Raw genomic sequence first — 18,544 nt, forward strand, 5'->3', positions numbered from 1 at the left:
TGATCATGGTGAACGTGGATACCAAGCTGCTCGTGATCTTCACCGAGTTGCTCAGCAAGCGTAACGCCACCTATGTGGCGGAAAAGATGCACATGACCGCGCCGGCCGTTTCTCACTCGCTCGGCCGACTGCGCGAAATCTTCGACGATCCCCTTTTCATTCGGGTGCCTCATGGTCTGACTCCAACGCCGCGCGCGCTGGAACTGGGCCCGAAGATCCGGGACATGCTCGACCTCTGGTCGTCGATCAACGAGGGGGATGCCGATAATTTCGATCCGGCCATCGCCACCGGCACGTTGAATATCGGTTTTGCCGCCGAACTTGGCGACACGGTTTTCAACCGCTTTGTCCTGCGCATCAAGCAACTGGCTCCGGATCTGCATATCCGCCTGGTCGAATCGCATTCGTGGGAAGCCGACGTCGCGTCGATGCGTGCCAACGAACTCGATCTGGCCTTTTCGCCGTTCCCGACCCGCCATCCCGAAATCGTCGAGGAAGTGGTGACGTCGCTGAACCTGTGGGTTTGCGCGCGCGAGAATCATCCGCTCCTGAAGAACGATTGCACGCTCGAGCAATACCTCGACTGCAGCCATATCTTCATGGCGCATTCCGGTGGCGCGGGCCGTCCGGCGCCGGCACTGATTCCGCTCGACTACGCGCTGCAGCAGCGGGGCCTGAAGCGGAATGCCACGCTGACCGTCCATTCGTGGCGTGCCCAGGCCGAACTGGCTTCCCAGACCGACATGATCTTCACGGTCAACGCGCTGACCAAGGACATGGCCTGTGAAACGTATGGCCTGAAGGCCTACCCGCTGCCAGCGGAGCTCAATACGATGCTGGGCCTGAATATGTTCTGGCACCGCAGCCGCAATACCCATCCGATGCTGGTCTGGGCACGTGGTCTCTTCCGTCAGGTGGTTGGCGAGTTTCTGGGCCTGCCTGCGGCAGCCGCCGCCGCGCCGCGTAGCCTGCGCGTCGTGGCCGAGCAGGATCTGACGCAGGAGTAACGCTGTGTCGACCCAATAAAAAACCGGCGCCTTGGCGCCGGTTTTTTATTGCCTGCCGCTGGGCGGGTACCGCCGCGGGGTTATCGTCTTGGTCTGTGGGGGCAATCGTCCTTGGTGCAGTTGCCATAGAGCGACAGGGCGTGTTCCTGCAGTGCAAAGCCGCGCTCGCGGGCGATGCTCTGTTGCCGCTGCTCGATATCGGCATCGAAGAATTCCTCGACGCGCCCGCAATCCAGGCACACCAGGTGATCGTGGTGTTTGCCTTCGTTCAGTTCGAAAATCGCCTTGCCCGACTCGAAGTTGTTCCGCGAGAGCAGGCCAGCCTGTTCGAACTGCGTGAGAACGCGATAGACCGTGGCGAGGCCGATGTCCATATGCTCGTTGAGCAGGATGCGATAGACATCTTCCGCGCTTAGATGGCGCTGTTCACTGGTCTGGAAGATCTCAAGGATCTTCAGGCGGGGGACGGTCGCCTTGAGGCCGATATTTTTGAGGTCCGCCGGACTCGGCATGGGCGTGACTCCCTAGAGTACAATGTCTGGATAGTTGAATCATAAGGGTTTTGGCGGCAAATGTCGCCCCGGTGCCATGACGCGTACACGCCGCTCTCCGCGGAGTGACCAGAATGCGCCTGGCCGTGCCGGATGCCTCCGCAGTCTTTGGGGTGTGCCGGTGCCGGTATCTACCCATTCCCGTCTGGAAGCGAGATACATGCGTTCATTCCGTTCGTCCGCCATGCGCCCCGCGCTGGTGTCTTCCCTGCTGGCGGCGGCACTGCTGGCCGGTGCCTGTTCCGCCTACGACAGCACCTCGCGCAAGGTGGCCGATGCCATCACGCCGTATCGGATCAACATCGTCCAGGGCAACTTCGTGTCGCGCGAGGCCGTGTCGCAATTGCGCGAAGGCATGACGCGCGATCAGGTGCGCTTCCTGCTCGGCACTCCGCTGCTGACGGACGTCTTTCACGCGGATCGATGGGACTATTACTTCTCTTTCCGTCGCGGCAGCCGGCCGGTCGTGCAATCGCGCCAGTTCACCGTGTACTTCGAGGGTGACAAGCTTGTGCGGTGGGTGGGCAACGAGTTGCCGTCCGAATACGAGCTTATTGCCGAAATTGACGGCATGAAGGCGGCGCAGAAGAATCAGACGCCAGGCAAGCTCATCTTTGGCGGCGAGGCAGCGCCAGCATCCGCGCCGGCGGCAATGCCGGCATCGGCGCCGGCTGCCATGCCCGTCGCGGCAGCGAGCGAACCGGCCGCCGCGCCGGCGGCCGTGGCACCTGCTGCCGCCGAGGCCGCTCAGCAAAAGCCGGCCGAGGCGCCAGCCAACGCGGCTTCGGACGTTCCGGCCAAACCTGCCAGCTAAACGCGGCGGCGGGTCCATTTCAGACACCCAAGCCGTCCGGTCGAATGCCGGACGGTTTTCATTCCGACATACCCAATCATGAAAATCGCCATTGCAGGGGCTTCCGGCCGCATGGGTCGCATGTTGATCGAAACGGTGCTCAATACCGACGGCGTGACGCTGGCCGGCGCGCTCGACGTGCCGGGTGCTGCGGCGCTGGGCCAGGATGCCGGACTGTTTCTGGGCCGCGAGACGGGCATCAAGATCTCCTCCGACATCGAGGCCGTGCTCTCGGCCTCCGACTGCCTGATTGACTTCACCCGCCCCGAGGGCACGCTGGCGCACCTGGCGGTGGCCAAGCGCCTGGGCAAGAAGATGGTGATCGGTACCACCGGTTTCGATGCCGCCGGCAAGCAGGCACTGGCCGATGCGGCCAAGTCGATCGGCGTGGTGTTTGCCGCGAACATGAGCGTCGGCGTCAACGCCACGTTCAAGCTGCTGGAAGTGGCGGCCAAGCTGCTGTCCACGGGCTACGACATCGAGATCATCGAAGCGCACCATCGTCACAAGGTCGACGCGCCGTCGGGCACGGCGCTGGCGATGGGCGAAGTGATCGCCAAGGCCATCGGCCGCGATCTCGACGAATGCGCGGTCTACGCGCGCGAAGGCCATACCGGCCCGCGTGACGCGAAGTCGATTGGCTTCGCGACGGTCCGTGGCGGCGATATCGTTGGCGATCACACGGTGATGTTCGCCGGCATTGGCGAGCGCATCGAGATCAGCCACAAGTCGTCCAGCCGCCAGTCGTATGCCGATGGTGCGGTGCGTGCGGCGCGTTTCCTGGCCGACAAGCCGAGCGGCATGTTTGACATGCAGGATGTGCTGGGCCTGAAGTAAGCCCGCAAGCACGCCCGGCGCGGCCCAGAGGCGGGCCGTTCCAGCCTTTCCGTGCGAGCCGTGGCGGACATACGCCACGGTTATAATCGTCTCTTTCGCATTTCCGATCCCCCCGGTCGCCCGGCGCGCCAGTCGCCCGCGGACCGCTGCCCAGACCGTCGTCCCGACCATGCAAGACAAATATCTTCCGTCCGCCGTTGAACAAGCCGCCCAGCAGCACTGGCAAGCGATCGATGCCTACAAGGTGTCGGAGCACGCGGTCGGGCCCGACGGCAAGGAAAAGTCCAAGTTCTACGCCTGCTCGATGCTGCCCTACCCGTCGGGCAAGCTCCACATGGGCCACGTGCGCAACTACACGATCAACGACGTGATGGCGCGCTACCTGCGCATGAACGGCCGTAACGTGCTGATGCCGATGGGCTGGGATGCGTTCGGGATGCCGGCGGAGAACGCCGCGCTGAACAACGGCGTGGCACCGGCCGCCTGGACCTACGACAACATCGCTTACATGAAGAAGCAGATGCAGTCGATGGGCCTGGCGATCGACTGGTCGCGCGAAGTGGCGACCTGCAGCCCCGAGTACTACCGCTGGAACCAGTGGCTGTTCCTGAAGATGCTGGAAAAGGGCATCGCCTATCGCAAGACCGGTACCGTGAACTGGGATCCGGTGGATCAGACCGTGCTGGCCAACGAGCAGGTCATCGACGGCCGTGGCTGGCGTTCGGGCGCGGTGGTCGAAAAGCGTGAAATCCCGATGTACTACCTGCGCATCACCGATTACGCGCAGGAATTGCTTGGCGACCTCGAAGGCCTCGGCTGGCCCGAGCGCGTCAAGATCATGCAGCAGAACTGGATCGGCCGCAGTGAAGGTGTGCGATTCGCCTTCCCGCATGAGATCAAGGGCGCGGATGGCAAGCCGATCAATGACGGCAAGCTTTACGTGTTCACCACGCGTGCCGACACGATCATGGGCGTGACGTTCTGCGCCGTGGCCGCCGAGCATCCGCTGGCCACGCACGCCGCCGAGAGCAACCCGGCGCTGGCCGCGTTCATCGAGGAATGCAAGCACGGTTCCGTCATGGAAGCCGACATGGCGACCATGGAGAAGAAGGGGATGCCGACCGGCCTCAAGGTCACGCACCCGCTGACCGGCGAGCAGGTCGACGTCTGGGTCGGCAACTACGTGCTGATGACCTATGGCGACGGCGCCGTGATGGGCGTGCCGGCGCATGACGAGCGCGACTTCGCGTTCGCGCTCAAGTACAACCTGCCGATCAAGCAGGTCATCGACGTCAAGGGTCAGGCCTATTCGACCGACGCGTGGCTCGAGTGGTACGGCGACAAGGAACACGGCCTCTGCATTCATAGTGGCAAGTACGACGGTCTCGGCTACAAGGCCGCCGTCGACGCCATCGCCGCCGATCTGGCCGCCAAGGGCCTGGGCGAGAAGAAGGTGACCTGGCGCCTGCGCGACTGGGGCATTTCGCGCCAGCGTTACTGGGGCACGCCGATCCCGTTGATCCACTGCGACAGCTGCGGTGTGGTGCCGGTGCCAGAGAAGGATCTGCCGGTGGTGCTTCCCGAGGACCTCGTGCCGGACGGCACGGGCAACCCGCTGGCCAAGGACCCGCGATTCCTGGAGTGCACCTGCCCGTCGTGCGGCAAGCCGGCGCGCCGCGAGACCGACACGATGGATACGTTCATCGACTCGTGCTGGTATTACATGCGCTATACGTGCCCCGACGCTGGCACGATGGTCGATGCGCGCAACGATTACTGGATGCCGATGGACCAGTACATCGGCGGCATCGAACACGCGATTCTGCACCTGTTGTACGCACGCTTCTGGACCAAGGTCATGCGCGACATGGGCCTGGTCAAGTTCGACGAGCCGTTCACGAACCTGCTCACGCAGGGTATGGTGCTCAACGAGACGTTCTACCGCGAGGACGCCTCCGGCAAGAAGACCTGGTACAACCCGGCCGACGTGGACGTGCAGACCGATGAGCGCGGCCGCCCGGCTGGCGCCACGGCGAAGGCCGACGGTCAGCCGGTGGTGATCGGCGGCATCGAGAAGATGTCGAAGTCGAAGAACAACGGCATTGACCCGCAGGCGCTGATCGACCAGTACGGCGCCGATACCGCACGCCTGTTCGTGATGTTCGCCGCGCCGCCCGAGCAGCAACTCGAATGGAGCGGTTCGGGTGTGGAGGGCGCGTCGCGCTTCCTGCGCCGTGTGTGGAACTACGGCTATGCGAACGCCCAGGCGATCCGCGATGGCGCCGGCACCGCGCCCACGGCCGATGACGCCACGCTGCGCCGCGAGATCCACACCGTGCTCAAGCAGGCCAACTACGATTACGAGCGCATCCAGTACAACACCGTGGTGTCCGCCACGATGAAGATGCTGAACGCGCTGGAAGATGCGAAGACCGCTTCGCCGGCCGGGCGCCGTGAAGGCTTCAGCGTGCTGCTGCGCGTGCTGTACCCGGTGGTGCCGCACATCGCCCACGGGCTGTGGCAGGAACTCGGCTACGCCGCCGAGACGGTCGACATTCTCGACGCCGCATGGCCGCAAGTCGACGAAGCCGCGCTGGTGCGCAGCGAGATCGAACTGGTGCTGCAGGTCAACGGCAAGGTGCGTGGCAGCCTGACGGTGCCGGCCGATGCTGACCGTGCCGCGATCGAGGCCACCGCGGCCGCCAGCGAGATCGTGGCCAAGTTCGCCGCCGGTGCCGCACCGAAGAAGATCGTGGTGGTGCCGGGCCGTCTCGTCAACGTCGTGCTCTGAAGCACGCGGACTGGAATCAGCAGACAGGGATAACGAATGGATCGACCGAACATGGGACGCCGCGGTTTCTTCGCCATCGGCGCCGCGGCAGCGGCGGCGGCATTGCTGGGTGGCTGCGGCTTCCATATGCGCGGTAACGCCGATTTCGCGTTCAAGCGGCTCTACATCGGCATTCCCGCGAATTCGCTGATGGGTGCGGATTTGCGCCGCAACATCCGCAATGGCTCGGACACGCAGATCGTTACCGACCCGAAGGAAGCGGACGCACTGCTCGACGTGCTGGCCGATACGCGGGCCAAGTCGATCCTCTCGATTACCACCGAGGGTGTGGTGCGGGAATACCGTCTGACCTACCGCTTTACCTTCCGCCTGCGCGATGCCAGTGGCAAGGAGCTGATCCCGCCGTCGACGCTGCTGCTGACGCGCGACCTGACTTACAACGAAGCCAACACGCTGGCCAAGGACTACGAAGAGCAGCAGCTCTATCGCGACATGCAGCGCGACGTTGTGAATCAGCTCATGCGCCGGCTGGCCTCGGTCAAGACGATCTGACGCGCCGGGTATCGGCGCGACTCAGGCCGACACAGGAAACATAGGGCGACAATGCAGCTCAAGCTCGACGGACTCGAGGCACATCTGAGGCAGGCGCAGGCCAAGGGCCTGGCGCCGCTTTACGTCGTTCACGGCGACGAGCACCTGCTGGTGCTGGAGGCGGTAGATCGCCTGCGCCGCGCGGCGCGCGAGGCCGGTTTCTCCGAGCGCGACGTGCTGGTGGCCGAACGTGGCTTCCAGTGGGGCCAGGTCATCGAGGCACAGCAGTCGATGTCGCTGTTCGGCGACCGCAAGATCGTCGAGTTGCGTATTCCATCGGGCAAGCCGGGCAAGGACGGCGGCGAGGCATTGCGCGCCGCGGCCGCCCAGCCGTCGCCCGATGTGGTGATGCTGGTCACGCTGCCGCGCCTGGATTTCGCCACGACGAAATCGGCCTGGTTCCAGGCGCTGGAGTCGGCGGGGGTGTCGATCAAGGTCGATGCCGTGGACCGCACACGGCTGCCCGCCTGGGTGGGCGAACGACTCGGCCTGCAGCAGCAGCGGGTGGAGCCGGGCGAGCCAGGGCGGCGCGCGCTGCAGTTCATCGCCGAGAAGGTCGAGGGCAATCTGCTGGCCGCGCATCAGGAAATTCAGAAGCTCGGCCTGCTTTATCCGCCCGGCGCGCTGACCTTCGACCAGGTTCAGGACGCGGTGCTGAACGTGGCCCGCTACGACGTGTTCAAACTGTCCGAAGCGATGCTCGGCGGCGACGTGCCGCGCCTGGTGCGTATGCTCGAAGGGCTGCGTGGCGAGGGCGAGGCTACGGTGCTGGTGCTGTGGGCGCTGACCGAGGAAATTCGCGTATTATCCAAGGTCCGGCAAGGCTTGGCGGGCGGCAAGCCGGCGGGCGTGCTGATGCGCGAACTGCGCGTCTGGGGCCCGCGCGAGCGGCTCGTACCACAGGCCGCGCAACGGCTGTCGATGCCGCAACTGGAAGCCGCGCTTGCCATGGCCGCGCGACTGGACCGGCAGGTCAAGGGCCTGTCCGACCTGCCAGGCGCCGGCGGAGCGGCCGGCGCGTTGCCAGCCGAGCCCTGGGACGGCCTGATGCAGCTTGCGCTGATGATCGCCAGACCTGCATGAGGCCTCCGGGCCCCCAGGGTCCGGACAGGTGACCGGACCACCGAACCAGAACAATCGCCGGCAGCCGCGCCGGCGCATCGACATCGCGGCACTCATAGCAGACCGGGCACAGGCCCGGACACCATCATGACCGAGTTCGATCTCCACGCTTACATGACCCGCGTCGGCCAGCAGGCCCGCGCGGCATCGCGCGCCATGGCGCGTGCTTCCACGGCCGACAAGAACCGCGCGCTGCTGACGATTGCCGCGGCCATCCGCCGCGATGCGGACAAGCTCAAGGCCGTCAATGCCCGCGACGTCGAACGCGCCCGCACTAACGGCCAGGACGCCGCCTTCATTGATCGCCTGACACTGTCGGACAAGGCGATCGCCACGATGGCAGCCGGCCTCGAGCAGATCGCCGCGCTGGCGGACCCGATCGGCGAAATCTCGAACATGAAGTTCCGTCCCACCGGCATTCAGGTGGGTCAGATGCGCGTGCCGCTCGGTGTGATTGGCATCATTTACGAATCGCGTCCGAACGTGACCATCGATGCGGCGGCGCTGTGCCTGAAGTCGGGCAACGCTACGATTTTGCGTGGCGGCTCCGAGGCGATCGAATCGAATACTGCCCTGGCCGCGCTCGTGGCCGAGGGACTGGCCGCGGCGGGGCTGCCCTCCGAAGCCGTGCAGGTGATCGAAACCACCGATCGCGCCGCGGTTGGTCGCCTGATCACGATGACCGAGTATGTCGACGTGATCGTGCCGCGCGGCGGCAAGAGCCTGATCGCCCGTTTGATGGAAGAGGCGCGCGTGCCGATGATCAAGCACCTGGACGGCATCTGCCACGTCTATGTCGATGACGCCGCCGACCTCGAAAAGGCCGTGCGTGTGTGCGACAACGCCAAGACGCAGCGCTATGCGCCGTGCAACACGATGGAAACGCTGCTCGTGTCGCGCGAGATCGCTGCGAAGGCGCTGCCGCCGCTGTGCCGTATCTACCAGGAAAAGGGTGTCGAGTTGCGCGTCTGCCCGGCAACGCGTGCCACGCTGGAAGCCGCCGGCTTCTCGGGTCTGGTCGACGCCACCGAAGAGGACTGGCGTCTCGAGTACCTGGCGCCGGTGCTGGCGATCCGCACGGTGGACGGACTGGACGCCGCCATCGCACACATCAACACCTACGGGTCGGCGCATACCGATTCGATCATCACCGAGAACTACACCACCGGGATGCGTTTCCTGCGTGAAGTCGATTCGGCCAGCGTGATGATCAATGCCTCGACGCGCTTTGCCGACGGCTTCGAGTACGGCCTCGGCGCGGAGATCGGCATCTCCAACGACAAGCTCCACGCTCGCGGCCCGGTGGGCCTGGAAGGGCTGACCTCGCTCAAGTACGTCGTGTTCGGTCACGGCGAGATTCGTACGTAACCGGAGGCGGATCAGCACATGCTTTGGGTCAAGGCGTTCCATATCCTGTTCGTGACTTCGTGGTTCGCGGGGTTGTTCTACCTGCCGCGCATCTTCGTCAATCTGGCGATGGAGACCGATGCGGCCAGCGTGAAACGCCTGCTGCTGATGGCGCGCAAGCTGTTCCGTTTCATGACGATGCTGGCCGTTCCGGCCATCGTGTTCGGCCTCTGGCTGTTCCTGGGCTATGGCATTGGCCGTGGCGCGGGGCAGGGGTGGATGCATGCCAAGCTGGCGCTGGTGCTGGTGCTGATCGGCTACCACCACGGCTGCGGCGTGCTGCTGCGCAAGTTCGAACGCGGCGCCAACACGCGCTCGCACACCTTCTACCGCTGGTTCAACGAACTGCCGGTGCTGGTATTGCTGGCGGTTGTCATCCTGGTTGTCGTAAAGCCGTTTTAAGCTGACGTTCCAATTCGTTCTACCGTGAGGTCGTGATGAGCAAGCAGGTCGAGTATTTTCTGGCGCCGCCTTCCCCGTTTGTCTATCTGGGACACGCGCGCTTTGTCGAGATTGCCAACCGTCACAAGGCCCAGGTGCTGCTGAAGCCCTGCGATATCGGCAAGGTGTTCGCGGTGTCGGGCGGCTTGCCGCTGGCGCAGCGCCCGCCGCAGCGTCAGGCCTACCGGCTGGTCGAACTGGAACGCTGGAGCAAGTTCCTCGGCATCCCGCTCAACCTGCACCCAACGTTCTTCCCGGTTTCAGGCGATGCCGCGGCACGCCTGATCATCGCCGCTCAACTGGCCAACGGCACGGCGCGCGCGCTGGAACTGACCGGCGCGATCTCGCGCGCGGTGTGGGCCGACCAGCGCAATATCGCCGATGCCGCCACGCTGTCGCTGATCGCCGAGGAATGCGGTCTCGACGGCGCGAGCCTGCTCAAGGCCAGCGAGGGGCAGGCGGTGCAGGCCGCGTATGCGCAGAACACCCAGGACGCCATCTCCGCCAACGTGTTCGGCGCGCCGTGGTTCGTTCATGACGGCCAGCCATACTGGGGCCAGGACCGACTCGATTTCCTCGACCGCGCGCTCGCGGCGGGCTGATCGGGGGACGGTCACCGATACCTTCCGTCCGCCATGGCGGACGTTTTTGTTTGCAGGATTTTCACGCCATGACCCAAGCCTTCTTTGTACCTTGCCCGCGCGGCCTGGAACCCGCCCTTGCCGAGGAACTACGCGAAATCGCGCGGTATCCGGCCGTGGTGGCCGCCGCGCCGTTCGAAGTGCATCGGGAGGTGCCGGGCGGTGTGACGTTCTCGGGGGAGATGGCGGCCGCCTATGCCGTCAACCTCCACTCTCGCATCGCCAGCCGTGTGCTGCTGCGCGTGGCGCAGCGTGGCTACCGGCACGAGGACGACATCTACTCGCTGGTGCGCCAGCAGCGCTGGGAACAGTGGTTCTCGCCAGACGAGACGCTGCGTGTCGATGTCACGGCGCACAAGTCGCCGCTGCGCAGCCTGAATTTCACGGCACTGCGCGTCAAGGACGGGGTCTGCGACGCAATGCGCGAGCGGCTGGGCGCGCGTCCCAGCGTCGATACGGTGAGCCCGGATGTCCGCATCTACGCGCACCTGACCGAAACTGATTGCACCGTCTACCTCGACACCACCGGCGAGCCGCTGTTCAAGCGCGGCTGGCGCATGGAAAAGGGCGAGGCACCGCTCAAGGAGAACCTGGCCGCCGGCATTCTGCGTCTGGCCGGCTGGACGGCGGGTCAGACCGATCGTCCGTTCTTCGATCCGATGTGCGGCAGCGGCACGTTCCTCGTCGAGGCCGCGCAGGTGGCGCTGGGCCTCGCGCCGGGCGCCGCTCGCACGTTTGCGTTCGAGTGGCTGAAGGGCTGCGACACCAAGGCATGGCAGGCGCTGCGTGCCGATGCACAGCGCGCGCGCGAGCAAGCTGCCGGTCGCGCCACGAATCTGAAGATCGCCGGGTCGGATATTTCCACGGACATGCTGTCGATGACCCAGGCCAACTGGCAACGCGCCGGCCTGCCGGGCGATGTGCAACTGAAACAGGTGGATGCGCGCTTCGTCCAGCCGCCTTTTGCCGATGCAGGGCTGATGCTGATGAACCCGCCTTACGGCGAACGGATTGCCGTGCGTGGCGATCGCCGGGGTGCCATGCAGGACGCGCCGCGCGACGAGGCCGAGGAAGCCGCCGCCAACCAGTTCGCTGCGGCGTTTGCGACGACGCTGAAGCAGAGCTTCTCGGGCTGGCAGGCGTGGGTATTCACTGGCGATCTGACGATGCCGAAGCGACTACGCCTGAAAGAATCGCGCCGCACGCCGCTGTACAACGGCAATATCGAATGCAGGTTGTTCCGGTTCGATATGGTGCGGGGCGGGAATCGGGAACAGAAGAAGGATTGAGCGATGGTTCTACGCCTCTCTCCCGCGTGAGGGGGAGGGGTGACAACAAATGGTGCTTCCAGTGTTGTCGAATCAGTCGCGCTTGTTCCGCCCCGTCATCAATTCCGGATTCCGCGTGAATTCCGCCAGAAAGCTCTGCAGGCTGACCACGGGTTCCTGCAGCATGTGGCGGGGCAGGTCGAACAGCGCGTAGAAGTACTCTTCTTGACCTTCGCAACGCTCGGCGGGCAGGCAGTACTGTTCCCAGTCCACGCAGGCCGGCGTGTACATGCCGTTGCCGGGCCAGAAGAACGGCACGATGCGACCCTCGCGCAGGCCTTCGATCAGCGCGGCTGGCGCCTCGTAGGCCTCGGCGGATTCCACCTGGCTCATCAGCCCCGCGCGCGTTTCGATCACCATCAGCGTGGCATGGCCCTGGGCGGTCAGCAGCAGCATGCCCACCGGATTCGGATACAGGTAGTACTCGACAAAGCCATAGCGCGCGGCCGTCTGGCGCACGCGGTCGGCCATCGCCGGGTCGGACAGGAACGAGTACGAATGGCGAGTCAGCAGGTCGCGTAGCGTGCGCGAGATCGAGGCGAAGTACTGCTGCTGCAGCGCGTCGATTTCCTCGTTGAGCCGCGCCACCATGTTTGGATCGTGCTTCTTTACGTAGCGGTCGATCAGTCCGTGGTTGAAGCCCTGCACGGCGATGCTTTCGTCGGCCGTGCCGGTCAGCAGGATGGTCTTGCAGGGCAGGCCTTCCAGTGCCTGGCAGAACTCGAGGCCGTCCATCTGCGGCATCGAGTAGTCGACCACGATCACGCCGGGCTGCAGGAAGCGCTTCACATCGTGAATCTGGCGATGAATGCGATCGACGTCGAGCTGCACCGTGCGGCGCTCGGACAGGAAAGTCAGGTCATCATGGGTAACGTGCACCGGCAGGAACGCCGGGTGCCGTGTGGCATACGCTTCTCGAATCCACGCGAGTGCCTCGCGCGGGTCGGTAAAGCTGACCACTGCGCGGGATGCATCCATCTGGAATGCCAGGCTGTCGATGAACGATTTGCTGTCGTCCACCAGCACCGTCAGCACGGGGTGATGGAAGACCGACAGATTCCTGTCATGCGAACTGAATGTCATGGTGCGATCAAATCTGCCGTCGGCGGTGGACGGTGTGCGTGAGAGGCCGGGGCTAGGCGAGTATAGCGCCGAACCCGCGCGCAGGAATCGAAATCCGGAAAACGAAACGGCCGGCGTTGGTTGCCGGCCGCACTCGTTCGATTTCGTTGATTTCAGGTCTGCGAGTTGTTTTATTCACTTCGCAGACCTGCTGCCGCTCGGAAGATTAACGGCAGATTATCCGACCGCCTTGAACATGTCCTCGACCACCTTCTTGGCATCGCCGAACACCATCATCGTCTTGTCCATGTAGAACAGCTCGTTGTCCAGGCCCGCGTAGCCGGCTGCCATCGAACGCTTGTTCACAATGATCGTCTTGGCCTTGTACGCCTCCAGGATCGGCATCCCGGCGATCGGCGATTTCGGATCGGTCTTGGCGGCTGGATTGACCACGTCGTTGGCGCCTAGCACCAGCACCACGTCGGCCTGGCCGAACTCGCTGTTGATGTCCTCCATCTCGAAGACCTGATCGTACGGCACCTCGGCTTCGGCCAGCAGCACGTTCATGTGACCTGGCATCCGGCCCGCCACGGGGTGGATCGCATACTTCACCGTCACGCCGTGCTCGGTCAGCTTCTCGGTCAATTCTTTAAGCGCATGCTGGGCACGGGCCACGGCCAGGCCGTAGCCGGGCACGATGATCACGGTTTCCGCATTGCTCATCACGAAGGCAGCGTCATCCGCCGATCCGGACTTCACATTGCGCTGCGCCTGCGCGCCCGCCGTTGCGCCGGCCGATGCATCTGCGCCGAAGCCGCCCAGGATCACGTTGAAGAACGAGCGGTTCATCGCCTTGCACATGATGTACGAGAGGATCGCGCCGGAGGAGCCCACCAGCGAGCCCGCGATGATCAGCATCGGGTTGTTCAGCGAGAAGCCGATGCCGGCCGCTGCCCAGCCCGAGTACGAGTTCAGCATCGACACCACCACGGGCATGTCAGCGCCGCCGATCGGAATGATGATCAGCACGCCGAGCACGAACGCGATGGCCAGCATGATCAGGAACGGCAGCCACGACTGCGACAGGAAGAAGATCACGCCGAAGCCGATCATGCCGATGGCCAGCAGCAGGTTCAGCCAGTGCTGGCCCGGGAACACCACCGGCGCGCCCTGGAACAGACGGAACTTGTAGCGGCCCGACAGCTTGCCGAATGCGATCACCGAACCGGAGAACGTAATCGCGCCGACGAAGCAGCCGATGAACAGTTCGATGCGGTTGCCGAGCGGAATCAGATGCGAGCCAGCCGGCGTGATGCCGAACGCGGCAGGCTCCGCCACGGCGGCCACGGCGATGAACACGGCGGCCAGACCGATCAGCGAGTGCATCGCGGCCACCAGCTCGGGCATCTTGGTCATTTCGACCTTCTTCGCCACATAGGCGCCGATGCCGCCGCCGACCACCAGCGCGCCGAAGATCAGCGCCAGACCCGTGCCAACCGACGACTGCGCCGCACCTACCGCCAGGAACTCGTGCTTGATCTTGACGATCAGCGCCAGCGTGGTCACCACGGCGATGGCCATGCCGATCATGCCGAACGCATTGCCCTTGCGGGCCGATGCCGGGTGCGAGAGGCCCTTCAGTGCCTGGATGAAGCAGACCGATGCCACCAAATACAGCAGCGTCACAAGGTTCATGCTGATGGCTTCCATCACGCACCTCCCTTGTTGTCAGCCTTCGCCTTCGGTTCCTTCTTCTTGAACATCTCCAGCATGCGCTGGGTCACCAGGAAGCCACCGAACACGTTCACCGCGGCCAGGGCCACGGCCACCGTGCCCATGATGCGGCCGACGCCGCCTTCGGTGAGGCCGGCCGCCAGCATGGCGCCGACGATGATGATGGCCGAGATCGCATTGGTCACGGCCATGAGCGGGGTGTGCAGCGCGGGCGTCACCGTCCAGACCACGTGGTATCCCACGTAGATCGCCAGCACAAAGATGATCAGGTTGATCACCGTGTGGTTAACCATCTCCATCGACTTCTCCTCCGTTGCTTTTGAATACTTGCTGATGCGCTTCGCTTCGCGTTGCGTCGGATCGAGGCTGCGAGATCTGGGTCCGCCGATGGCGGGTTGCAGCGCGGATGGCTCCCCGCGCCGCTGCAAGGTCATCGGCGGACCGGCGCCAGGGCGTGATGGCCTGGCGCCGGTGTCGGATCAGGCTGCCTCGCGGATGACCTGGCCGTCCTTGCACATCAGGCAGGCGGCGACGATGTCGTCCTCAAGATTCAGCGTATAGCGGGCATCCTTGTCGATGATTAGCTTGAGGAAGTCCAGCACGTTACGCGCGTACAGCGCGGACGCATCGGCGGCAACCATGCCGGCAAGGTTCGTGTGACCGATCAGGGTGACGCCGTGGCGCTCGACCACTTCGTCGGCGACGGTCAGCGGGCAGTTGCCGCCTTGTGCCGCGGCGAGGTCGACGACGACCGAGCCGGGCTTCATCTGCTTGACGGTTTCTTCCTGCAGCAGCACCGGCGCGCGGCGGCCCGGGATCAGCGCGGTGGTGATGACGATGTCGGCCTGCGTGGCGCGCTGGTGCACCAGTTCGGCCTGGCGCCGCATCCAGTCGGCGGGCATCGGGCGGGCATAGCCGCCCACGCCTTGCGCGATCTCGCGCTCTTCGTCAGTCAGGAACGGCACGTCGAGGAATTTCGCGCCGAGCGATTCGATCTGCTCCTTCACGGCGGGGCGCACATCGGAGGCTTCGATCACGGCGCCCAGTCGCTTGGCCGTGGCGATGGCCTGCAGGCCCGCCACGCCAGCGCCGAGGATCAGCACGCGCGCGGCCTTGACCGTGCCCGCTGCCGTCATCAGCATCGGCATGAAGCGCTGGTAGTGGTGCGCGGCCTCCAGCACGGCCTTGTAGCCGGCGATGTTGGCCTGCGAAGACAGCACGTCCATGCTCTGCGCGCGCGTGGTACGCGGCGCGGCTTCGAGCGCGAACGCCGTGATCGCGGCGCTGGCCATACGCGCGTTGTTTTCGATATCGAAGGGATTGAGCATGCCGACCAGCACGGCACCCGGCTTGATCTGGGCACGTTCGGCATCGTCCGGTGCGCGGACCTTCAGCACGAGTTCCGCGCCGAGCGCGTCGGCCGCGGAGCCGATGCGCGCGCCTGCCGCTTCGAACGCTGCGTCGGGAACACTGGCGCGGACACCGGCGCCGGCTTGCACCGTTACCTGATGGCCCTGCGCAACGTACTTCTTGACGGTCTCCGGGGTGGCAGCGACTCGCGCCTCACCTGCCCGCGTCTCGAGCGGGATGCCGATATGCATCGTCCATTTCTCCTTTTGATGGCGTCGTATCTGATTGGTTGGGCAGACGTCCTCGCCCCTGGTGTACCGCGTGCGGCGCACCATTTTTTGCGCAGCTTACCCGAAACTTACATTCGGTGGTGACTGGGCGGTCGGGGATTTGTGGCGTCACAGAGACTCATTCTTGCGCCTCATGAAATGACTTCTTTCATCGGGCGGCGATTGCTTCGCAATTCACCTTGATGGATTTGCTTCGGTGGCCTGTCCATTCTTGATGCCGATTTGACGCGCGGCTGCGTATCGTGGCGTTCACGTCTCTTTCGAGGCGTCTCTCCAAACGCACAACTGATTCCTCATGATCGCAACACGTCTGCTCACTTCGGCGCCGGCGGGACTGGCCGCTGCCGTGCTGTTCGCCATGCCGTTTTCGTCGGCCTTTGCGCAGGAAGCCTCTGCGCCCGTGGCCGAACCTTCCACGCCCCATACGTTCACGGCCAATGTGTCGCTGGTGTCCGACTACCGCTATCGCGGCATCAGCCAGACCAATCTGCGCCCGGCCATCCAGGGCGGATTCGACTATTCCCACGCCAGCGGCTTCTACGTCGGCAACTGGAACTCGAGTATCAGCTGGCTCGAGGATGCCGATTCGTCGGTGTCATCGCCCGTGGAAATGGATTTCTACGGTGGCTTCAGGAACACCTTCAAGCTGTCTGACCTCGAGTTCAACTACGACGTCGGCGTGCTGGAGTACTACTACCCAGGTGGGTACACCACTACGCGCCCGTACACCACGGAGCTGTACGCCGGCATCGGCTATGGCCCGGTGTTCCTGAAGTACTCGCATGCGGTGACCAATCTGTTCGGTATCGACGACAGCAAGAACAGTTACTACGTCGACCTGTCGGCGAATGTCCCGCTGAACTTCTGGGGTCTCACGTTCAATGCGCACGTGGGCTATCAGGGCGTGGCCCATCACAGCGATGCGTCGTACACAGACTGGAAACTCGGCCTGACCAAGGATCTGGGCAAGGGCTTCTCGCTGGCGGTGGCCTATGTGGATACCAACGCGAAGGCGTCGTTCTACACCAGCGCCAATCGTGGGCGATATCTCGGCAAGGCAGCAGCGTGGGCGTCGATCACCAAGACATTTTGAGCCCATCATCTTTACGCGATGTTGATGACCCGCTCGCGGAATGCTGCGCCAAATTGAGATCGCCATCCCTAGCATGGATGTCATGTTCAACAGACGATCCGCCAGACGCGGATCATTGCGACATGCGACAGTCTTCGAATCTCGCCGTGGCCTATGCGTCGGTGCCCCGACGCCGGATCGCTTCGAACGTGCAGTGGATTCGCCTGCGGCTTGCCGTGTCATCGGCGCAGGTCTTCATGCTGCGCCAGACATTGCATCGTGCTATCGGTAATCTTGCGCGTGTCTACGTGGTGGAGGTGGATCATCGCCACGGCGAGACCACGCTGCACGTGGAGGTGGGGCGCGAAGACCGCGAGGCAGCCATGCACGCCATCATGGCCGCGCTGCCCGCCGCCGAGTTTGGCGTGACGACGATGCTCGGAGACGACCATGCCACGCATTGAGTTCGCTCGCCCGCGCATCGTCGATGGGCTATGGCTGCCGATGGTTACGCCGCTGCATCACGGTCAGGTCGATGTAGACGGCGTGCAGCGGCTTGCCGCGCACTACGCGGATGCTGGCGTCGACGGTTTGATCGTGCTCGGCACGACCGGGGAGGGTGGACTGCTGACCGACGTGGAACGCCTTCAGGTCGCCGCCGCTACACTCGAGGCCGTGCAAGGCGCCGTGCCCGTGATCGCCGGGGTTGGCGGTGTGGCAACCCATGCGGTCTGCGAGCAGGTGCGTCGGCTCGAACGGATCGATCTTGCTGGCTATCTCGTGCCGCCGCCGTACTACCTGCGCGTGTCCGATGAGGGGATCGCGTGGCATATGCGCAGCGTCGCCAGTCATACGGCCAGACCGCTGATGTTGTACAACGTGCCGAAGCGCACGGGCTGCGCGATCTCGCCCGACCTCACGTGGCGTTTGGCCGCGCATCCGCAGATCGTGGCGCTCAAGGAGTGCGATGCGGCGGGAATGCGCGCGTTGGCAGGGCAGGATCGTCTTGACGTGTTCTGTGGCGATGATGCGGCCATGCTCGACCATCTGCTGCGTGGCGGCGCGGGAATCGTGCCGGCCTCGGCCCATATCCGGCCCGATCTGTTCGTGCGGCTTATTCAACTTGCCCGCACGGGGCGTGAGGAAGCGGCGCGCGCGCTGTTCCGGCAACTGTCGCCGCTGATCGGACTGCTGTTCGACGAGCCCAACCCCGCCCCGGTGAAGGCGGCGCTGGCGCTGTGTGGTCTGGCGCGCCCGGAGGTGCGTCGACCGTTGATGCCGGCGTCGAAGTCACTTGTGGCGAGACTCGACGCGGCGATTGCGCTGCTGCCGCCTGTCGTCGCGCGGGAAGCCGCCTGAGCGGGCGCTGACCTGCGGGGGAAACTGGCAGACGCCTGGGCCGAGGTGGCCCGAAAGAACCATCGCGCGATGCACGTTCGCACGGCAACCGGTAAAATGCCGGATTGC

The 18,544-nt window shown here is 64.4% G+C and carries 18 protein-coding genes; 13 read left to right on the forward strand and 5 right to left on the reverse strand.

Going from position 1 to position 18,544, the window contains the following annotated elements:
* The first annotated feature begins 5 nt into the window (after positions 1 to 5).
* On the forward strand, positions 6 to 1,007 hold the full coding sequence (locus B2246_RS24375) for a LysR family transcriptional regulator (RefSeq protein WP_008648580.1): 1,002 nt from the start codon (positions 6 to 8) through the stop codon (positions 1,005 to 1,007).
* Positions 1,008 to 1,087: 80 nt separating this feature from the next.
* Here B2246_RS24375 and fur read toward each other — a convergent pair whose 3' ends face one another.
* Entirely contained in the window at positions 1,088 to 1,519 is a 432-nt protein-coding gene (gene fur, locus B2246_RS24380; protein ID WP_008648581.1) for a ferric iron uptake transcriptional regulator, read from the reverse strand.
* A 199-nt stretch (positions 1,520 to 1,718) separates the two neighbouring features.
* On the opposite strand from fur, the gene B2246_RS24385 reads away from it, so the two are divergent.
* The 9 genes from B2246_RS24385 to B2246_RS24425 all read left to right on the forward strand — a co-directional run bounded on the left by B2246_RS24385 (position 1,719) and on the right by B2246_RS24425 (position 11,530).
* Positions 1,719 to 2,372: an outer membrane protein assembly factor BamE gene (locus B2246_RS24385; protein WP_035884643.1), complete on the forward strand. Its 654-nt coding sequence runs from the start codon at positions 1,719 to 1,721 to the stop codon at positions 2,370 to 2,372.
* A 78-nt stretch (positions 2,373 to 2,450) separates the two neighbouring features.
* Complete coding sequence (gene dapB, locus B2246_RS24390; protein WP_008641871.1) at positions 2,451 to 3,248, forward strand: 4-hydroxy-tetrahydrodipicolinate reductase; 798 nt, start codon at positions 2,451 to 2,453, stop codon at positions 3,246 to 3,248.
* A gap of 169 nt (positions 3,249 to 3,417) precedes the next feature.
* On the forward strand, positions 3,418 to 6,039 hold the full coding sequence (leuS, locus tag B2246_RS24395) for a leucine--tRNA ligase (RefSeq protein ID WP_035884644.1): 2,622 nt from the start codon (positions 3,418 to 3,420) through the stop codon (positions 6,037 to 6,039).
* Positions 6,040 to 6,075: 36 nt separating this feature from the next.
* A complete protein-coding gene (gene lptE, locus B2246_RS24400; protein WP_008641875.1) occupies positions 6,076 to 6,591 on the forward strand; it encodes an LPS assembly lipoprotein LptE in 516 nt (171 codons plus the stop codon).
* Between the two features lie 51 nt (positions 6,592 to 6,642).
* On the forward strand, positions 6,643 to 7,713 hold the full coding sequence (gene holA / locus B2246_RS24405; protein WP_008641876.1) for a DNA polymerase III subunit delta: 1,071 nt from the start codon (positions 6,643 to 6,645) through the stop codon (positions 7,711 to 7,713).
* Positions 7,714 to 7,839: 126 nt separating this feature from the next.
* Entirely contained in the window at positions 7,840 to 9,120 is a 1,281-nt protein-coding gene (locus B2246_RS24410) for a glutamate-5-semialdehyde dehydrogenase (RefSeq protein WP_035884645.1), read from the forward strand.
* 18 nt (positions 9,121 to 9,138) lie between these two features.
* Positions 9,139 to 9,561 (forward strand): CopD family protein, encoded by a 423-nt coding sequence (locus B2246_RS24415; RefSeq protein ID WP_008641878.1) that lies wholly within the window; start codon positions 9,139 to 9,141, stop codon positions 9,559 to 9,561.
* A gap of 35 nt (positions 9,562 to 9,596) precedes the next feature.
* Positions 9,597 to 10,202, forward strand: a complete 606-nt coding sequence (locus B2246_RS24420; protein WP_035884646.1) for a 2-hydroxychromene-2-carboxylate isomerase — start codon at positions 9,597 to 9,599, stop codon at positions 10,200 to 10,202.
* A gap of 68 nt (positions 10,203 to 10,270) precedes the next feature.
* Complete coding sequence (locus B2246_RS24425; RefSeq protein ID WP_008641880.1) at positions 10,271 to 11,530, forward strand: THUMP domain-containing class I SAM-dependent RNA methyltransferase; 1,260 nt, start codon at positions 10,271 to 10,273, stop codon at positions 11,528 to 11,530.
* A gap of 72 nt (positions 11,531 to 11,602) precedes the next feature.
* On the opposite strand, the gene B2246_RS24430 is transcribed toward B2246_RS24425, so the two are convergent.
* The 4 genes from B2246_RS24430 to B2246_RS24445 form a co-directional block, all read right to left on the reverse strand.
* Positions 11,603 to 12,652, reverse strand: a complete 1,050-nt coding sequence (locus tag B2246_RS24430) for a response regulator (RefSeq protein WP_008641881.1) — start codon at positions 12,650 to 12,652, stop codon at positions 11,603 to 11,605.
* 216 nt (positions 12,653 to 12,868) lie between these two features.
* Positions 12,869 to 14,341, reverse strand: a complete 1,473-nt coding sequence (locus B2246_RS24435) for an NAD(P)(+) transhydrogenase (Re/Si-specific) subunit beta (protein ID WP_008641882.1) — start codon at positions 14,339 to 14,341, stop codon at positions 12,869 to 12,871.
* Positions 14,341 to 14,664 carry an NAD(P) transhydrogenase subunit alpha gene (locus B2246_RS24440; RefSeq protein WP_035884647.1) on the reverse strand — a complete coding sequence of 108 codons (324 nt, stop codon included), beginning with the start codon at positions 14,662 to 14,664 and terminating at the stop codon, positions 14,341 to 14,343. Before B2246_RS24440 ends, B2246_RS24435 begins: the two co-directional genes overlap by 1 nt.
* Before the next feature lie 180 nt (positions 14,665 to 14,844).
* Positions 14,845 to 15,966 carry a Re/Si-specific NAD(P)(+) transhydrogenase subunit alpha gene (locus tag B2246_RS24445; protein WP_035884648.1) on the reverse strand — a complete coding sequence of 374 codons (1,122 nt, stop codon included), beginning with the start codon at positions 15,964 to 15,966 and terminating at the stop codon, positions 14,845 to 14,847.
* Between the two features lie 334 nt (positions 15,967 to 16,300).
* Here B2246_RS24445 and B2246_RS24450 point away from each other — a divergent pair, with 334 nt between their 5' ends.
* The 3 genes from B2246_RS24450 to dapA all read left to right on the forward strand — a co-directional run bounded on the left by B2246_RS24450 (position 16,301) and on the right by dapA (position 18,436).
* Positions 16,301 to 17,098 carry a TorF family putative porin gene (locus tag B2246_RS24450; RefSeq protein ID WP_035884649.1) on the forward strand — a complete coding sequence of 266 codons (798 nt, stop codon included), beginning with the start codon at positions 16,301 to 16,303 and terminating at the stop codon, positions 17,096 to 17,098.
* 122 nt (positions 17,099 to 17,220) lie between these two features.
* Complete coding sequence (locus B2246_RS24455; RefSeq protein WP_008641891.1) at positions 17,221 to 17,541, forward strand: hypothetical protein; 321 nt, start codon at positions 17,221 to 17,223, stop codon at positions 17,539 to 17,541.
* A complete protein-coding gene (gene dapA / locus B2246_RS24460) occupies positions 17,528 to 18,436 on the forward strand; it encodes a 4-hydroxy-tetrahydrodipicolinate synthase (protein ID WP_008641893.1) in 909 nt (302 codons plus the stop codon). The genes B2246_RS24455 and dapA overlap by 14 nt, the downstream gene beginning before the upstream one ends.
* Positions 18,437 to 18,544: the final 108 nt, after the last annotated feature.

The organism is Cupriavidus sp. UBA2010 (assembly GCF_002335265.1).
GTDB lineage: Bacteria > Pseudomonadota > Gammaproteobacteria > Burkholderiales > Burkholderiaceae > Cupriavidus > Cupriavidus metallidurans.